Origin of the sequence: Mesorhizobium sp. M1A.F.Ca.IN.022.07.1.1, from assembly GCF_003997575.1 — a bacterium.
Lineage (GTDB): Bacteria > Pseudomonadota > Alphaproteobacteria > Rhizobiales > Rhizobiaceae > Mesorhizobium.
This window is the reverse complement of the sequence record NZ_RZST01000115.1, coordinates 1-15,867: the sequence shown is the minus strand read 5'-3', so window position 1 is coordinate 15,867 and position 15,867 is coordinate 1. Positions and strand designations below refer to the sequence as shown.

At 64.0% G+C, this 15,867-nt stretch carries 18 protein-coding genes; 4 read left to right on the top strand and 14 right to left on the bottom strand.

Features of this window, described 5'->3' with window-relative positions:
* Together clpA and clpS are read right to left on the bottom strand one after the other, a co-directional pair.
* The coding region (clpA, locus tag EOA75_RS15140; protein ID WP_127324567.1) for an ATP-dependent Clp protease ATP-binding subunit ClpA at positions 1-2,241 on the bottom strand (2,241 nt) is incomplete at its 3' end.
* Between the two features lie 6 nt (positions 2,242-2,247).
* Positions 2,248-2,574 (bottom strand): ATP-dependent Clp protease adapter ClpS, encoded by a 327-nt coding sequence (gene clpS / locus EOA75_RS15135; protein WP_041000825.1) that lies wholly within the window; start codon positions 2,572-2,574, stop codon positions 2,248-2,250.
* A gap of 89 nt (positions 2,575-2,663) precedes the next feature.
* On the opposite strand from clpS, the gene EOA75_RS34025 reads away from it, so the two are divergent.
* The gene (locus tag EOA75_RS34025) at positions 2,664-2,840 is read left to right on the top strand and encodes a hypothetical protein (protein ID WP_156751000.1); all 177 of its coding nucleotides are present in this window, start codon (positions 2,664-2,666) and stop codon (positions 2,838-2,840) included.
* A gap of 10 nt (positions 2,841-2,850) precedes the next feature.
* On the opposite strand, the gene EOA75_RS15130 is transcribed toward EOA75_RS34025, so the two are convergent.
* Positions 2,851-3,180 carry a phasin family protein gene (locus EOA75_RS15130; RefSeq protein WP_066992785.1) on the bottom strand — a complete coding sequence of 110 codons (330 nt, stop codon included), beginning with the start codon at positions 3,178-3,180 and terminating at the stop codon, positions 2,851-2,853.
* 288 nt (positions 3,181-3,468) lie between these two features.
* Here EOA75_RS15130 and EOA75_RS15125 point away from each other — a divergent pair, with 288 nt between their 5' ends.
* Positions 3,469-4,905, top strand: coding sequence for a D-alanyl-D-alanine carboxypeptidase (locus EOA75_RS15125; protein WP_127216021.1), 1,437 nt, complete (start codon positions 3,469-3,471; stop codon positions 4,903-4,905).
* Between the two features lie 41 nt (positions 4,906-4,946).
* Here EOA75_RS15125 and EOA75_RS15120 read toward each other — a convergent pair whose 3' ends face one another.
* From EOA75_RS15120 to EOA75_RS15110, 3 genes are all read right to left on the bottom strand, one after another.
* Positions 4,947-5,645, bottom strand: a complete 699-nt coding sequence (locus EOA75_RS15120; RefSeq protein WP_095777736.1) for a molecular chaperone DnaJ — start codon at positions 5,643-5,645, stop codon at positions 4,947-4,949.
* 123 nt (positions 5,646-5,768) lie between these two features.
* Entirely contained in the window at positions 5,769-6,206 is a 438-nt protein-coding gene (locus tag EOA75_RS15115) for a DUF1489 family protein (protein WP_067319848.1), read from the bottom strand.
* A 135-nt stretch (positions 6,207-6,341) separates the two neighbouring features.
* Positions 6,342-7,745, bottom strand: a complete 1,404-nt coding sequence (locus tag EOA75_RS15110) for an L-serine ammonia-lyase (protein ID WP_127216876.1) — start codon at positions 7,743-7,745, stop codon at positions 6,342-6,344.
* Between the two features lie 168 nt (positions 7,746-7,913).
* Here EOA75_RS15110 and EOA75_RS15105 point away from each other — a divergent pair, with 168 nt between their 5' ends.
* Positions 7,914-8,633, top strand: coding sequence for a DUF599 domain-containing protein (locus EOA75_RS15105; RefSeq protein WP_095825359.1), 720 nt, complete (start codon positions 7,914-7,916; stop codon positions 8,631-8,633).
* Here EOA75_RS15105 and EOA75_RS15100 read toward each other — a convergent pair.
* The 5 genes from EOA75_RS15100 to EOA75_RS15080 all read right to left on the bottom strand — a co-directional run bounded on the left by EOA75_RS15100 (position 8,606) and on the right by EOA75_RS15080 (position 12,649).
* A complete protein-coding gene (locus EOA75_RS15100; RefSeq protein ID WP_127324566.1) occupies positions 8,606-9,403 on the bottom strand; it encodes a YdcF family protein in 798 nt (265 codons plus the stop codon). The genes EOA75_RS15105 and EOA75_RS15100 overlap by 28 nt on opposite strands.
* An 82-nt stretch (positions 9,404-9,485) precedes the next feature.
* Entirely contained in the window at positions 9,486-11,051 is a 1,566-nt protein-coding gene (locus tag EOA75_RS15095) for an amidase family protein (protein ID WP_127216875.1), read from the bottom strand.
* Entirely contained in the window at positions 11,051-11,509 is a 459-nt protein-coding gene (locus tag EOA75_RS15090) for a GNAT family N-acetyltransferase (RefSeq protein WP_127324565.1), read from the bottom strand. The genes EOA75_RS15095 and EOA75_RS15090 overlap by 1 nt, the downstream gene beginning before the upstream one ends.
* Before the next feature lie 7 nt (positions 11,510-11,516).
* On the bottom strand, positions 11,517-11,804 hold the full coding sequence (gene gatC, locus EOA75_RS15085; protein ID WP_066992584.1) for an Asp-tRNA(Asn)/Glu-tRNA(Gln) amidotransferase subunit GatC: 288 nt from the start codon (positions 11,802-11,804) through the stop codon (positions 11,517-11,519).
* A gap of 137 nt (positions 11,805-11,941) precedes the next feature.
* Entirely contained in the window at positions 11,942-12,649 is a 708-nt protein-coding gene (locus EOA75_RS15080; RefSeq protein ID WP_127324564.1) for a metal-dependent hydrolase, read from the bottom strand.
* Positions 12,650-12,756: 107 nt separating this feature from the next.
* Between EOA75_RS15080 and ruvX the strand changes: the two genes are divergently transcribed.
* Entirely contained in the window at positions 12,757-13,239 is a 483-nt protein-coding gene (ruvX, locus tag EOA75_RS15075; RefSeq protein ID WP_066992581.1) for a Holliday junction resolvase RuvX, read from the top strand.
* Here the strand turns inward: ruvX and EOA75_RS15070 are convergent.
* The 3 genes from EOA75_RS15070 to EOA75_RS15060 form a co-directional block, all read right to left on the bottom strand.
* Positions 13,181-13,522: a DUF6105 family protein gene (locus tag EOA75_RS15070; RefSeq protein ID WP_127324563.1), complete on the bottom strand. Its 342-nt coding sequence runs from the start codon at positions 13,520-13,522 to the stop codon at positions 13,181-13,183. The genes ruvX and EOA75_RS15070 overlap by 59 nt on opposite strands.
* Positions 13,522-14,082: a hypothetical protein gene (locus EOA75_RS15065; protein WP_127324562.1), complete on the bottom strand. Its 561-nt coding sequence runs from the start codon at positions 14,080-14,082 to the stop codon at positions 13,522-13,524. The genes EOA75_RS15070 and EOA75_RS15065 overlap by 1 nt, the downstream gene beginning before the upstream one ends.
* 152 nt (positions 14,083-14,234) lie before the next feature.
* Positions 14,235-15,863: a DNA alkylation response protein gene (locus tag EOA75_RS15060; RefSeq protein WP_067319823.1), complete on the bottom strand. Its 1,629-nt coding sequence runs from the start codon at positions 15,861-15,863 to the stop codon at positions 14,235-14,237.
* Positions 15,864-15,867 lie beyond the last annotated feature (4 nt).

Below are 15,867 nucleotides of genomic sequence, written 5' to 3'. Positions count from 1 at the left end.
GACGCGCACCGTGCCACCCTTCTTCAGCTTGCCGAACAGCACCTCGTCGGCCAGCGGCTTCTTGATGTGCTCCTGAATGACGCGGCCGAGCGGACGCGCGCCCATGCGCTCGTCATAGCCCTTGTCGGCCAGCCAGGCGATCGCGTCCGGCGACAGGTCGAAGGTGACGCCCCGCTCGGAAAGTTGGGCCTCGAGCTGCATGACGAATTTCTGCACCACCTGATGGATCACCGGGATCGGCAGCGAGCCGAACGGAATGATCGCGTCGAGACGGTTGCGGAATTCGGGCGTGAACAGCCGGTTGATAGCCTCGACGTCGTCGCCCTCGCGCTTGGTCGAGCCGAAGCCGATCGCCGCGCGCTGAGCGTCCGATGCGCCCGCATTGGTCGTCATGATCAGGATGACGTTGCGGAAGTCGATCTGCTTGCCGTTGTGGTCGGTCAGCTTGCCATGGTCCATCACCTGCAACAGGATGTTGAACAGATCCGGATGCGCCTTCTCCACCTCGTCGAGCAACAGCACGCAATGGGGATGCTGGTCGACACCGTCGGTCAACAGTCCACCCTGGTCGAAGCCGACATAGCCGGGAGGTGCGCCGATCAGCCGCGAGACGGTGTGGCGTTCCATATATTCCGACATGTCGAAGCGGATCAGCTCGACGCCGAGCGAGGCCGCAAGCTGCTTGGCCACTTCCGTCTTGCCGACGCCGGTCGGCCCTGAGAAAAGGTAGGAGCCGATCGGCTTCTCCGGCTCGCGCAGGCCCGCCCGTGCCAGCTTGATCGCCGACGTCAGCGCGGTGATTGCGGTATCCTGACCGTAGACGACGCGCTTCAGCTCGACATCGAGACCCTGCAGCACCTTCTCGTCGTCCGCCGAAACCGTCTTCGGCGGGATGCGCGCCATGGTGGCGATCGTCGCCTCGATTTCCTTGATGCCGATCGTCTTCTTGCGCTTGGCCTCAGGCACCAGCATCTGCGAGGCGCCGGTCTCGTCGATCACGTCGATCGCCTTGTCCGGCAGCTTGCGGTCGCTGATGTAGCGGGCCGACAACTCCACCGAAGCCTTGATCGCTTCGCTCGTGTAGCGGACCTTGTGGAACTCCTCGAAATAGGGCTTCAGGCCCTTCATGATCTCGATGGCGTCCTCGATGGTCGGCTCGTTGACGTCGATCTTCTGGAAGCGCCGCACCAGCGCGCGGTCCTTCTCGAAGAACTGGCGGAACTCCTTGTACGTTGTCGAGCCGATGCAGCGGATCGCGCCGGACGACAGCGCCGGCTTCAACAGGTTCGAGGCATCCATGGCGCCGCCAGACGTGGCCCCTGCCCCGATCACGGTGTGGATCTCGTCGATGAACAGCACCGCGCCCGGATAGTCCTCGAGCTCCTTGACGACCTGCTTCAGCCGCTCCTCGAAGTCGCCGCGATAGCGCGTGCCGGCCAACAGAGTGCCCATGTCGAGCGCGAAGATGGTGGCGTCCTGCAGCACCTCGGGCACGTCGCCTTCGACGATGCGCTTGGCAAGGCCCTCGGCGATCGCCGTCTTGCCGACGCCTGGGTCGCCGACATAGAGCGGGTTGTTCTTGGAGCGGCGGCACAGCACCTGGATGGTGCGATTGATCTCGCTCTCGCGACCGATCAGCGGATCGATCTTGCCGGCCTTGGCCTTGTTGTTGAGGTTGATGCAGTAGGCCGTCAGCGCGTCCTGCGGCTTCTTCTTGCCGCCGTCTTCCTGCGGCTCGGCGCCGTTCTGACCGCCCTGCTCATCGTCGGCGCCGCGCGGCGTGCGCGACTCCGAAGCGCCGGGGCGCTTGGCGATGCCGTGCGAGATGTAGTTGACCGCGTCGTAGCGGGTCATCTGCTGTTCCTGCAGGAAATAGGCCGCATGGCTTTCGCGCTCGGCAAAGATTGCGACGAGCACATTGGCCCCGGACACCTCCTCGCGGCCGGACGACTGCACATGGATGACGGCGCGCTGGATGACGCGCTGGAACCCGGCGGTCGGTTTCGAATCCTCGTCGTAACCGGTGACGAGATTGTCAAGCTCGGTGTCGATATAGGTCAGAACGGTGTGCTTGAGCTCGTCGAGATCGACATTGCAGGCGCGCATCACCGCGGCCGCCTCGGTGTCGTCGATGAGCGCCAGCAGCAGGTGTTCGAGCGTTGCATATTCATGATGCCGCTCGTTGGCGAACGTCAGCGCCTGATGTAGCGCCTTTTCCAGGCCTTGGGAGAAAGCCGGCATGTTACCTCACTTCTTCTCCATCACGCATTGCAGCGGATGCTGATTCTGTCGGGCGAAATCCATGACCTGAGACACTTTGGTCTCGGCCACCTCGAATGTGTAGACCCCGCACTCGCCCACTCCATGATTATGAACATGCAGCATGATGCGTGTGGCGGCCTCGCGGTCCTTCTGGAAAAAACGCTCCAGGACGTGGACCACGAACTCCATGGGAGTGTAGTCGTCGTTAAGGATGAGGACCCTGTAGAGGCTGGGCTTTTTTGTCTTGGTTTTGGTGCGCGTGATGACCGCCGTGCCGCGACCGGGATCGTTGCGGTCGCCGTCACCTTGCATTCGCACCACGCCTGCCGTGGCAGTCAAACCGATCGTCACGTAGTCCTGCCTTTTCGAATCCTCATGCGAGTTCAACATGTAGGTCTTCGATGGCCGATTTTAAGCCCTTCTGTTTAGCTGACAATATGGCTAGGTACGCAAACTTCAGCGAATTTCTCAATCGTGAATGCGGCAAGGCGCGGGTGGTTGCGGCGGCGCATGAAAAAACCCGGCCGCGCTTCCGCGACCGGGTTGTTTTTGCGGGCCGGCTAGCCTGCCCGATGTGATCGGACGAAATTACTTCGCCTTGGCGACGACCGATTCGAACGGCTTGTAGGCTTCCTTGGCGAGCTCGGCATAGAGATTGCCGATCTTGCTGGCCTCGGCCACGAAGCTCTCGTAGCTCTGCTTGGCGTAGTCGGTCTGGATCTCGATGGCCTTCTCGATCGACTTGGCCGAGAACAGCTTCTCGAAGGCGGCGCTGCCGGCCTCGAAGCTCTTCTTGGTGTATTCGCCGGCTTCGGTCGCGATCGCCTGCGCACCCTTGGTGAGCGAGGCAAAGCTCTTCAGCCCGGTGTCGGCAAACTCCTTGCCGTATTTCGCGAAGTCCTCATAGGTCTGGGTCATTTCATGCCTTCCCTTGGTTGAAACGCCCATTTAGCCCCGGGCGCCCTTGTGCAATGCACTGGAATATATTGTGCGCTGCACAAAAGTCAAGATTGCCTTGAGCCGCAAGGGCTCCGCGCGACAGCGACCGCTAAAGTTCGAATAAACAGAGGCTCAAATCGCCAGAAAATGGTGAACGCGGCGGTTACCATAAACGGATTGGTAACGCTGACCGCGATAGCTTGGCCGGAAGTGAGGCAGGCACCCCTCTGCCGCCTCCGGGGCAACGAAAATTCAGGGTAAGTAACGGTGCGTCAGGCGTTGTCGGGCTTCGTCTCCAAATCTTCATTCTCCTTCAAGGCGATCATGATTGCCGCGCTCGCGGTGACGATTGTCACCGCCGATGTCGCCTCCGCGATGGCGGCAAAGTCTGCCGCGATTGTCGTCGACGCCAAGACCGGAAGGGTGCTTTATTCGGCCGACGCCAACGGCCGGCGCTATCCGGCTTCGCTCACCAAGATGATGACGCTCTACCTCACCTTCGAGGCATTGGCGAAGGGCAGGATCGGCAAGAACACGCCGGTGCCGTTCTCGGCCCATGCCGCGTCCGAGCCGCCGACCAAGCTCGGCGTGCGCGCCGGCGGGTCGGTGCCGGTCGAGACCGCGATCCTGTCGATGGTGACGAAGTCGGCGAACGACTCGGCGACCGCGCTGGGCGAGTTGCTCGGCGGCAGCGAAGACAATTTTGCCCGCATGATGACGGCCAAGGCACGCCAGCTTGGCATGAACGGCACTGTCTTCCGCAATGCCAATGGCCTGCCCGATCCGGGCCAGTTCACCACGGCGCACGACATGGCGATGCTCGGCATCGCGCTCCGCGAGCACTTCCCGCAATATTACGGCTATTTCTCGCAGCGCTCGTTCCTCTATGGCCGCCAGCGCATCAACGGCCATAATCGCCTGCTCGGCCGCATCAAGGGTGTCGACGGCATCAAAACCGGCTACACGCGCGCTTCCGGCTACAACCTGGTCTCCTCAGTCGCCGATGGCGATCGCCGCCTCGTCGCAGTGGTGATGGGCGGCGCTTCCGGCCGCAGCCGCGACAACCAGATGGCTTCACTGATCAACACCTACCTTCCGCGCGCCTCGACCCGCGGCGGCGGCAACCTGATCGCCAAGGCGGGCGGCGGCAATCCGATCAAGGCTCTGGCCAAGGTCCTCCTGCCCAAGCATGACGCACCGACTCCGGACGAAAAACCGGCTGTCGACGACACCGAAGTCGCGTCAGCCGATGACAGCGCGCCGGTCGCTGAGGAAACCAAGCCGGTGATCCAGGTCAGGAAGGTGAAGACGGTTGCGGTGGCCGCCATGGCTCCGGCACCCGCGCCCCAAGAAACCACCTCAGAGACCGAAACCGCATCACAGCCCGAAGCCACGTCCCAGACGGTTGCCGCTTACTCCGAGCCGGCCATCGATCCGGTCAAGACGGCCTCGCTGCCGTCGGGATGGGTGGTGCAGGTCGCGTCCTCGCCGACGCAATCGGGGGCTCAGGCGCTTCTCGACAAGACGACCAAGCAGGCGCCGAAGGTGCTGGCCGACGCATCGGGCTTCACGGTCGCGTTCGACAAGGGCGGCGTCACCTACTACCGCGCCCGCTTCGGCGGTTTCGGCTCGAAGGACGCAGCCTGGAAAGCTTGCGACGCCCTGAAGCGAAAGAAGATCGAGTGCTACGCCGTCCAGCAATAGGCGGCTTTTGAACCTCCCGGGAAGTTCCGCGTCGAAGGAGACTAGTCGTGATTGGAGAGCAAGACGTCCTTGGCTTCATTGATCCGCGCCGCCAGGACAGACGTGCCGCCGACATCGGCGTTCAGGCGCTGCATCAGGCGGCGGTGCGCCTTGCGGATATCCGCCGCGGCAGCCCCCGCTTCAAGACCAAGGATCTTGTAGGCCTCCTCCTTAGTCATGGCGCCCGCACCTGGCGCAACACCCAGCCCTTCGCCACTGTCCGGCTGCGCGTCCTTGCGCCAGACGGGAAAACGGCCGTCAAGATACGTCTCTAGCAGTTGGCGGCTCTCCGGGTCCGGCCGTAGCTCGACATGGAGTTGCTGCAGCTCGGCGATCTCCATGGCGCTCAGCATTCTCCCCTCATAGTGGCCGGCGAGAACAAGGCCTTCGAGCTTGCCGCTGTCGTGGTCGAGCTCCATTTCGAGAGCCGCGGTGCGCACGGTTGAGCGTTTGGCCGCGACAAGTTTCGGTGGCGGTCGCCTCGCCCGCATCCAGGCATACCAGCCTGCCGCAGCAATCATCAGCAGACCGCCAAAGCTGCTGCGGCCGACCACGAGCATCGTCGCGCCGATCAGGCCCAACAGCGCGGGCCCAAGCGTTCTGAGACTGTCCGCCATCCTCGCTGCGTCGGCACGCACAAAGATTGTCGCGGCGCCGAAAAGCACCAGGAGCACGGCTGCCAATGCGATGATCACGCCCATCAGTTTGCACCGCCATCCAAATGATTGTGCATCGAAATCAAGATGTGGCGCAGGGGCGGTGCTTGCAAGCCCCACGCCGGGCCGCTCGAAGGGCCAGCAAGCGGAAGATGAGGACCTGCAGTCCTACAGCAGGCCGAGTTCCGCAAGCTCCAGGCGCAGTTTCGGCGGCATCTCGGCCAATGCGGCCCTGCCCTTGCCGAGATCGGCCGGCGCATCGGAGGGCTTAAGATAACGCCAGCCCTGGAAGGCGCGGCGCGGCTGCCAGTCGGTGCGCACCACTTCGGGATCAAGCACGAGATGGCAGCGGCCGATGCCTTCGCCATCGACGAAAGGCCGGATCTCCGTAATCAGCTGCCGGCATTGGACGTTGCCCTTGATCACCCAGTAGAGCGAGCCGCCATCGGTGATCTCCCCACCGCGCGTCGGCACCATGCGCGTGGTGTGCCAGTGCTCGGCCGGCTCGCCAGCGCGGCACCGCTCGTCGAGACGGAAGGCGATCCACTCTTCCAGGTCCTCGACGCTGTCGCAGCCGACGCAGAGTTTGACGAGATTGAGAGACATGCCCGCAATCTAGCGACAGCGCCGGAGGCATTCAACGCCAAGCGGGATTATGCACAGGCCGACTGCAGCCAAATCATGAGGCCAGCGTGGCCGTTTCGATCGCTTCGGCAAACCAAGCCCGCCGGTGGGGCAAGGTCAGCACTCGACCACGTTGACAGCCAGTCCGCCGAGGCTGGTTTCCTTGTATTTCTCGTTCATGTCGAGACCCGTCTGGCGCATGGTCTCGATAGCAGCATCCAGCGGCACGAAATGCGTCCCGTCGCCCTTGATGGCGAGCGAGGCGGCTGTTACCGCCTTGACCGCTCCCAGCGCATTGCGCTCGATGCAGGGCACCTGCACCAGGCCGCCGACCGGATCGCAGGTCATGCCGAGGTGGTGCTCGAGCGCGATTTCGGCGGCGTTCTCGACCTGCTCCGGAGTGCCCCCCATGACCGCGCAAAGCCCGGCCGCCGCCATTGCCGAGGCGGATCCCACTTCGCCCTGGCAGCCGACCTCGGCGCCCGAGATCGAAGCGTTTGACTTGATGATGCCGCCGACGGCGGCGGCCGTCAGCAGGAAGTCGCGGATGCTCGGCTGGTCGGCTTCGGGATGGAAATGCAGCCAGTAGCGCAGCACCGCCGGCAGCGTGCCGGCGGCACCGTTGGTCGGCGCAGTCACCACGCGCCCGCCGGCGGCGTTCTCCTCGTTCACCGCCATGGCATAGATCGACAGCCAGTCATTGGCGAGCAAGGGGTTGGGCCGGTTCTGCTGCCACTGTTCCTGCAGCTTGTCATGCAATTGGCGTGCGCGGCGCCGCACCTTCAGTCCGCCCGGCATGATGCCGTCCTGCGACAGCCCGCGGTCGATGCAGCGTTTCATGGCGCTCCAGATCGCGTCGAGGCCGGCGTCCAGCTCCTCGCGCGACATATGCGTTTCCTCGTTGGACCGCTTCATCTCGGCGATCGAAAGCCCGCTCCTGGCCGCCATCGCCAGCATCTCGACGGCGTTCTTGAACGGATAAGGCACCTTCTTGCCTTCCGTCGTCACCGAGCCCTTGGCCTTCATGCGCTGCAACTCTTCCTCGGAGACGACGAAGCCGCCGCCGATCGAATAATAGATGCGCTTGAGCAGCAGCCGGTCGGACGCATCGTAGGCATAGAAGGCCATGCCGTTGGCATGGCCGGTCAACGGCGTCTTGCGGTCGAGCACCAGATCCTTGGCCGGGTCGAAGCGGTAGGCCGGATGCCCAGGCGGCGAAATCCGTTTCTCCGTTCCGATGCGGGCAACGATGCTATCCGCCTCATCCGGATCGACTGTCTGCGGCGTCTCGCCGGCCAGTCCGAGGATGACGGCGCGGTCCGAGCCATGGCCGATCCCGGTATAAGCGAGCGAGCCGTGCAGGCTGGCGCCGATGCGATCGACCTCGACGCCGGCCGGGCGCGGCCAGTCGTCGGCGAGGATCTCGTCGAGGAAGCGGCGGGCAGCCGTCATCGGCCCCATCGTATGCGAGCTCGATGGACCGATGCCGATCTTGAACAGGTCGAAAACCGAAAGGAACACGCGCCGCTGTCTCCTGGAGGCCGCTCAAAACTTACATATAGGAATTCTCGCGATGTTTCCGCTGTTTTGCATGTCGCGGCGCGGCGTCAGCCGACCTTGTTTGCTCCGGCAGCGACATGTACCGCTTGCTTCCGCCGTCGAAGCGCCCGGCCTGTGGTAAAAGAACGTATGGGCGATTCCCTTCATCTTTCGGCGACAGACCTGGCCGCTCTGGCCTTTTTCCTGGTCGTCTGGGTGCTGCATACGCTGGCCTCCGACGGCAAGCTCGTTAGCCGCGTGTCGCTGACCACGGCCATGAACGCTCAGCGCGAAGCCTGGATGCGCAACATGGCCGAGCGCGAGGTGCGCATAGTCGACACCGCCATCATGTCCGGGCTGCAGCAAGGCACCGCCTTCTTTGCCTCGAGCTCGCTGATCGCGCTCGGCGGCTGCTTTGCCCTTCTCGGCGCTTCCGACCGGGTTCTGACCATAATGACTGACTTGCCGTTGGCCTCCGCATCCTCCCGCGAAGCCTTCCAGACCAAAATGTTCGGCCTGGTGCTGATCCTCGCCTTCGCTTTCTTCAAATTCGGCTGGGCCTACCGGCTGTTCAACTACTGCTCGATCCTGATCGGTGCCGTGCCGGTCCCGCATGGCGAGGCCTCGCGCAATCCGGTCAGCGGGACGGCGGTGTGGCGGGCCACCCGCATGAACGTGCTAGCCGGCAAGCATTTCAATTCCGGCCTGCGCGCCGTCTTCTTCTCGATCGGCTATCTCGGCTCGTTCGTCGGCCCGACGGTGTTCGTGCTGTCGACGCTGGTGCTGCTTGCCGTGCTTGTGCGCCGTCAGTTCTTCTCGGCCGCGCGCCAGGCAGTGCTCGGTCAGCCGCCCGGCGCCGGGAAAGGTTGATCGATGCGGCCCGACAGCCAATAGGCGGAGAGCCCGATCCATTCGCGGATCGCCATGGTGGTCGCCTGCAGCGAATCGGCCGGATTGTCGCGGAACAGACCGATGCCTTCCTTGCCTGAGGTCCGGTAATCGACCGGCCAAGGGACGGTTGGAAAACCGGCCTTGTCGAACAGCGCCTTGGCGCGCGGCATATGGAAGGCAGACGTCACCAGCAGCCATGTCTCGCCCGGTTTCGGCTCGACCAGCCTGCGGGTGAAGACTGCATTTTCGTACGTGTTGCGGGACTTGTTCTCAAGAATCAGGCGATCGGGCGCGCCCCCCAGCGCGCCAAGCAGGCGCGGCGCGGTGTCGGCATCGCCCTCGCCGTCCAGGAAAAGCTCGCCATTGCCGCCGGAGACGACCACTTTCGCTTGCGGAAAACGCCTGGCGAGGATCGCGGTCTCGACCATGCGATCGCCGCCGCTGTTCAGCTCATAGCCGCCGCGCGCCAGATTGATCGCGCCCTCGAAACCGCCGCCGAGCACGACGATGCCGTCGACCTTGGCCGGCAGCGGCGGCTTGGGAAAGCGTTCCTCCAGCGGATTGAGCATCATTGCGCCAAGCGAGGTCCAGGCCGAAAGCGCGAGGATCAGGAAGGCGAGCACGCTGCCGGTGCCGGCCAGCCGAGGGCGGCGGAAGAGCGCCGCCAGCAGACCGGCGAGCAGCAGGAAGATCGCCAGATTGAGCGGCTGGACGAGAAACCAGAGGATCTTGGAAAGATAATAGAACATCCCTCACCCCATTACGGCGCCGCGCGTCCGTTTGGACGCGCAAAGGACGCCACAACGCTAATGGACTAGATGAGGGACAACGCTACCACCACTTGTCCGGCTGGAACCTGCCCGCGGCCTGTTCGATGACGTGGGCGGTCTGGAACAGCGTTTCCTCGTCGAACGGCCTGCCGATGAGCTGCAGGCCGAGCGGCAGGCCTTTGCGGTCAAGGCCGGCGGGCACCGATATCCCCGGCAACCCGGCCATGTTCACCGTCACGGTGAAGATGTCGTTGAGATACATTTTCACCGGATCGGCGTTCATGTCCTCGTCGGCGACGCCGAAGGCAGCCGACGGTGTGGCCGGGGTCAGGATGACGTCGACACCGGCAGCAAAGACGGTCTCGAAATCGCGCTTGATCAGCGTGCGCACCTTCTGCGCCTGCAGGTAGTAGGCGTCGTAGTAACCCGCGGAAAGCACGTAGGTGCCGATCATGATGCGGCGCTTAACCTCGCGGCCGAAGCCGGCGGCGCGCGTCTTCTCATACATGTCGACGATGTCCTTGCCGGGCACGCGCAACCCGTAGCGCACGCCGTCATAGCGGGCGAGGTTGGACGAGGCCTCGGCCGGCGCCACGATGTAGTAGGCCGGCAGCGCGTATTTGGTGTGCGGCAAAGAGATATCGACGATCTCCGCCCCGGCATCCTTCAGCCAGGCAATGCCTTTCTGCCAGAGCGCCTCGATATCCTCGGGCATGCCGTCGACGCGGTACTCCTTCGGAATGCCGACCTTCATGCCCTTGATCGGCTTGCCGATCACCGCTTCGTAGTCCGGCACCGGCCGGTCGACCGACGTCGTGTCCTTCGGGTCGGAGGAGGCCATCGACTTCAACAGGATCGCGGCGTCGCGCACATCGCGCGCGATCGGACCGGCCTGGTCGAGCGAGGACGCGAAGGCGACGACGCCCCAGCGTGAGCAGCGGCCATAGGTCGGCTTGATGCCGACGGTGCCGGTGAAGGCTGCCGGCTGGCGGATCGAGCCGCCGGTGTCGGTCGCGGTGGCGCCGGCGCAGAGGAAGGCGGCGACCGCGGAAGCCGATCCGCCGGAGGAGCCGCCCGGCACCAGCTGGGCGTTATCCAACGTACGCGCGGTCTTCGCGCCGCCGGCCGAGACAAACCCGCCGTCGCCCTGATGCGTCGTCGGCGTCACCACCGTGTCGAGGCGCGAGCGCCGCCAAGGATTGATAACCGGGCCGTAATAGGAGGTCTCGTTGGAGGAGCCCATGGCGAACTCGTCCATGTTGAGCTTGCCGAGCATAACGGCGCCGTCGGCCCACAGATTGGATGTGACGGTCGATTCGTAGCGCGGTTGGAAACCGTCGAGCACATGGCTGCAGGCCTGGGTGTGGACGCCTTCGGTGGCGAACAGATCCTTGATGCCGAGCGGAATTCCTTCGAGCGCCCCGCCCTCGCCCTTGCCGAGCTTCGCGTCGGAAACCTTGGCCATCTCGCGCGCCTTGTCGCCGGTCACCGCGACATAGGCATTGAGCACCGGATTGGCGCGCTCGATCGCCGAGAGATAGGCTTCGGTGATCTCGGCAGCCGAAATCTCCTTGCCGCGCAGCTTGGCGCGGGCCTCGGAAATGGTGAGATGTGTGAGGTCGCTCATCAGGGAAGGCTCTTTTCGTAAAACACCGACCATTCCGAGTCGGGATAATCCAGCACCGGGCCGCAACGCGAAAACCCGGCGCGTTCGTAGACGGCCCAGGCGGCAGGGTGGCGATCGCCGGTCTCCAGAACCAGGCGCTTCAGGCCTTCCTGCCGCGCCAGACCCTCGATCCGCGCAACGATTTGGGCACCGATCTTCTGGCCGCGATGCGTGGGCCGCGTGTACATGCGCTTGACCTCGCCGACCGCGTCCGCATGACGCTTCAGCGCGCCGCAGCCGACCGCAAGGCCAGCGTCGCGGGCGACGAACACGGTCGTGTCGTGGCCAGCCATCTGCTCGACGGTGAGGTGATAGCAATGTTCCGGCGGCGTCTGTTCGAGCAGCGCGGTGTTGAGTTCTGCGACCAGCGCGCGCACGTCGTCCTGCAAGGGCGTCTCGACGCCGATTTCGACGGCCATCCTGCCCTTACTCCACAACCTTGGGAACGAGGAAGAAATTCTCTTCCGTGGCCGGCGCGTTGGCGACGATGTCGACCGCCTTGTTGCCGTCGGTGATCATATCCTGCCGCTTCTTCATCTCCATCGGCGTGACCGAAGTCATCGGTTCGACGCCGGAGACGTCCACCTCGTTCAACTGCTCGACGAAGCCAAGGATGGCGTTCAGCTCGCCTGTCATGCGCTCGGCATCCTGCTCGCTCACCGCAATGCGGGCAAGGTGCGCGACGCGCTTCACGGTCTGAAGATCAACGGACATGTCTATTTGCCTCGGGAAAACCAGTGCGGGCTATAGCGGCGCCGCGCTTGCGGCGCAACATAGATCATGCCGCCGACCGGGATGCGGTGCTTCGGGCGGCGCTCTAGGTAGTGTACCCTACTACATAGGGCGAACGCCTAGACCGTGATCGCCTTGCCGATCTCGGGCAGCGCCACCTTGACGCCGGATCCCTCCATGCCGGCGACGAATTTGTCGGCGGTCTGGTCGATCATCGGGAAGGTGCCGAAATGGCAGGGAACGACCGTATCGAAGCGGAAAAAGCGGCGGCAGGCTAGGGCAGCCACCGCGCCGCCCATGGTGAAGCGATCGCCGATCGGCACGATGCCGATCTTCGGTTCATGCAATTCGTTGATCAGCCCCATATCGGAAAAAATGTCGGTGTCGCCCATGTGGTAGAGCGTCTTATCCTCCGGGAAATGCAGCACGAGCCCGCCCGGATTGCCGAGATAGGTGTTGGTGCCGTCTTGTCCGCCGAACGAAGAGGAGTGCAAAGCCTGGACGAAAGTGGTGGTGAAGGGACCGCAATCGACGGTACCGCCGATATTGCCGGGATTTATCTTCTTATCGCTGACGCCCTGGCCGACGAGATACATGCAGATCTCGAAATTGGCGACAAGCATGGCGCCGCTCTTCTTCAGCACCTCGGCGGCGCCGCTGATATGATCGCTGTGGCCATGGGTCAGAAGAACATGCGTCACCCCTTCGGCTGGATTTTCCCAGCCGCCCGTCCATGACGGATTGCCGACCAGATACGGGTCGATGAGGATCTTGGCGTCGTTGGTCTCGATGCGGAATGCCGAATGTCCATACCAGGTCAGTTTCATGAAGGGATTCCTCGATTTTCTCGTTGCCAGAGGATAGAACGCCGAAAGCAAATTGAAAGTCCCGCGGCCGATCAAAAAGCCGCGCGGCGACTAACCAGGACGAGCGGTTGGGCATCATAAGCATCGAGGAATTGCCGGCACTTCTCGCGGGCGGCCGCACGCTCGCCGGGCTTGATCTGGGCGACAAGACGATCGGCGTGGCGGTGTCGGACCGAAGCCTGTCCTTCGCCCATCCGCGCCCGGTCATCCTGCGCAAGAAGTTTTCGCTCGATGCCGCCCAGTTGCTGGCTCAGCTCGAGAAGGACAATGTCGGCGCGATCGTGCTCGGCCTTCCCGTCAACATGGACGGATCGGAAGGTCCGCGCGCCCAGAAGTCCCGCGCCTTCGCGCGCAACATGGCCGCCTTGTCCGACCTGCCCTTCGTGCTATGGGACGAGCGGCTGTCGACGGTCGCGGCGGAACGGACGCTGATCGAGATGGATTTCTCGCGCAAAAAGCGCGCCGGCAAGATCGATTCGGCGGCGGCGGCCTTTATTCTGCAGGGAGCGTTGGACCGACTCCAGTCGCTCGGCCGAGCTGATCAGGGCTGACAGGGCCTTCCCGGCGCCGCCTGATCCATTCGGCGATTTGGCCCCGGCGGCGGAATGCCACCAGCCCGAGCAGCAGGAAACTGTCGAACACACAGGCCCGCGCCACCATACCGGGGATGATTCCCGGATCGACGCCGAGCATCTGGCCGTAAAGCTGGAAGACCAGGTCGTGCAATTGGCGGCTGAGCATCACGTAGCCGAAATTGATGTCGTTGAGAGACAGGAAGAACCAGCCCCAGAACAGGACCAGCGGAGCCGCCCAGAATGCGAACAAGACGCGCATCAGCGGCGACCTCCGGGTCTGGTTTCCGGCCGGCTGGAGATGCGGGACAGGAGCGAGCTGTGCGCGACGCCCGCTGCCATGCGACGGGAAACCAGGGGGGCTTCGCCTTCATGCAAGGTCATCGCGGTGCTCGCCGAGCGTCGCTCGGCGAGCACCGCGACATAAGAGGCGAGCAGCGCCGTCATCTGGATGGCGACGACCATGAACAGCCCGTTGATGCCTTGCGCGGCGCCGCCGACGAGAATCACCGAAAGCAGGAAGGAGGCGCAGATGAAGGCTATCCGCACCACCGTATCGCCCGCATCCGGCCTTGTCGCGATGTTGAGCAGCGTCTCGACGAAGGCCCAGCAGAACAGCAGCGCGACGATCAGCAGAGCGACCGCGAGCGGCGCCACGACGAGAGCATGATCGAGATCCGGGAAACGGCTGCTTTGCAGCGAGACGCCAAGCACGCCGAGCGCCGACGCGATGCCGCGATTGCCATCCATGCAGATGTAGGCCAGCAGGGCGAAGACGACCGCCCAATGCAAGGCCAGAAATGATGTCAAAACGTGCCGCATGCGCTTCCTGCCTGGGAGCACGGGATCGTCATGGTTAACATTTCCCTACTCCGGTGGACAGAGTGGGCTCCGCGAAGCCTCCCCGCAACGGAAACCATTCGTTAAGGTTAACGGCAATCCACAGGCCGGCGATCGAACGCCTTTCAGGCTGCTCAGCTCAGCGGCGGGTAGAGCGTGTCGATGATCATGCGCGCGTCATGGCGCGAATCGAGCATGCCGTAGGTGGTGCGCCATTGGCCGCCGAGTCTTGTTTCGACGAAGGCGTCGGCGATCCGCCCTGCCCCCAGCCGGCGCAGCTCCGCCGCCGCCGCCGAAAGTGCCAGCTGTTCGGTCAGCAGGCGCGCCGAGCCTTGGTCGGTCGAAGCCACCTGCATGGCCGCGTTGAGCACGCCGATGGTACCCCGCCCGCCGGCGCCGAGGTCGCGGTCGATGCCGGCCAGCACCTCCTCGAACAGGCCTGGCGCGCGGCCAAGCACACGCAGCACGTCGAGCGCCATGACGTTGCCGGAGCCTTCCCAGATCGCGTTGACCGGAGCCTCACGGTAATAGCGAGCAAGCGGCGCTTCCTCGACATAGCCATTGCCGCCGAGGCACTCCATCGCCTCGTAAAGCAAGGCCGGTGCGATCTTGCATACCCAGTATTTGACCACCGGCGTCATGGCGCGTGCAAAGGCCGCCTCGCCGCGATCGCTCGCCGCCTCGTCGAAGGAACGCGCCAGCCGGAACGACAGCGCCGTCGCGGCGGCAACGTCGAGCGCCATGTCGGCAAGGACCCGCTGCATCAGCGGTTGATCGACCAGACTGATGCCGAACACCTGGCGATGGCGCACGTGGTGGACGGCTTCGGCCAGCCCGGCGCGCATGAGCGCTGACGAAGCGACGGCGCAGTCGAGCCTGGTCAGCGTGACCATGTCCATGATCGTCTTGATCCCGGCGCCCGGCTCGCCGACCATCTCGCCGATGGCATTGGCGAACTCGACCTCCGACGAGGCGTTGGAGCGGTTGCCGAGCTTGTCCTTCAGGCGCTGGAAACGGAAGCCATTGCCCGAGCCGTCGCCCAGAATGCGCGGAACCAGGAAGCATGAAAGCCCTTCCGGCACCTGGCCGAGCACGAGAAAGGCGTCGGACATCGGCGCCGACATGAACCATTTATGCCCGGTCAGCCGATAGAAGCCGTTTCCCGCGCGCTCGGCCTTTGTGACATTGGCGCGCACGTCGGTGCCGCCCTGTTTCTCGGTCATACCCATGCCGAGGGTAAGCCCGGTCTTTTGCACCGGCGGCTTCTGGCTCTGGTCGTATTTGCGCGTTGTCACGCGCGGCGCCCATTCGCGGAACAGCTTTGGGCTCGCCATCAGCGCCGCCAGCGAAGCGCTGGTCATGGTGATGGGGCAAAGATGTCCGGTCTCGAGCTCCGCGGTCAGGTAGAAGCGCGCCGCCCTCACCTGATGCCGGCGGCCGATCTCGGCATCGCCGTTTTCCCAAACCGAGGAATGCAGGCCGCCGGCAACCGAGCGTCGCATGAGCGCGTGATAAGCGGGATGAAACTCGACCAGATCGACGCGTCGGCCCTGGCGGTCATGCGTCCTGAGCTTCGGTGTGTCGGTGTTGGCGAGCCGGGCAAGTTCCTGTGCTTCCTGCGTCATGACGAACCTGCCGAGCCCGTCCAGATCCTTGCGGACGGAATCGGAAAAACGCTCGGCAAGCTGGATGAGCAACGGATCGCCCCGCCATGCGTTGCCGCCCGTCAGTGGCGGCGGCTGGTTGATCACCTCGTCGGTCACGCCC

Excerpts from the sequence above, each read along its gene's own strand:
- clpS (WP_041000825.1), bottom strand. The coding sequence starts at position 2,574 with ATGCAAGGTGACGGCGACCGCAACGATCCCGGTCGCGGCACGGCGGTC.
- EOA75_RS34025 (WP_156751000.1), top strand. The coding sequence starts at position 2,664 with ATGGCCGATTTTAAGCCCTTCTGTTTAGCTGACAATATGGCTAGGTAC.
- EOA75_RS15130 (WP_066992785.1), bottom strand. The coding sequence starts at position 3,180 with ATGACCCAGACCTATGAGGACTTCGCGAAATACGGCAAGGAGTTTGCC.
- EOA75_RS15120 (WP_095777736.1), bottom strand. The coding sequence starts at position 5,645 with ATGGGCGTGATCATCGCATTGGCAGCCGTGCTCCTGGTGCTTTTCGGC.
- EOA75_RS15115 (WP_067319848.1), bottom strand. The coding sequence starts at position 6,206 with ATGTCTCTCAATCTCGTCAAACTCTGCGTCGGCTGCGACAGCGTCGAG.
- EOA75_RS15105 (WP_095825359.1), top strand. The coding sequence starts at position 7,914 with ATGGGCGATTCCCTTCATCTTTCGGCGACAGACCTGGCCGCTCTGGCC.
- EOA75_RS15100 (WP_127324566.1), bottom strand. The coding sequence starts at position 9,403 with ATGTTCTATTATCTTTCCAAGATCCTCTGGTTTCTCGTCCAGCCGCTC.
- EOA75_RS15095 (WP_127216875.1), bottom strand. The coding sequence starts at position 11,051 with ATGAGCGACCTCACACATCTCACCATTTCCGAGGCCCGCGCCAAGCTG.
- EOA75_RS15090 (WP_127324565.1), bottom strand. The coding sequence starts at position 11,509 with ATGGCCGTCGAAATCGGCGTCGAGACGCCCTTGCAGGACGACGTGCGC.
- gatC (WP_066992584.1), bottom strand. The coding sequence starts at position 11,804 with ATGTCCGTTGATCTTCAGACCGTGAAGCGCGTCGCGCACCTTGCCCGC.
- EOA75_RS15080 (WP_127324564.1), bottom strand. The coding sequence starts at position 12,649 with ATGAAACTGACCTGGTATGGACATTCGGCATTCCGCATCGAGACCAAC.
- EOA75_RS15070 (WP_127324563.1), bottom strand. The coding sequence starts at position 13,522 with ATGCGCGTCTTGTTCGCATTCTGGGCGGCTCCGCTGGTCCTGTTCTGG.
- EOA75_RS15065 (WP_127324562.1), bottom strand. The coding sequence starts at position 14,082 with ATGCGGCACGTTTTGACATCATTTCTGGCCTTGCATTGGGCGGTCGTC.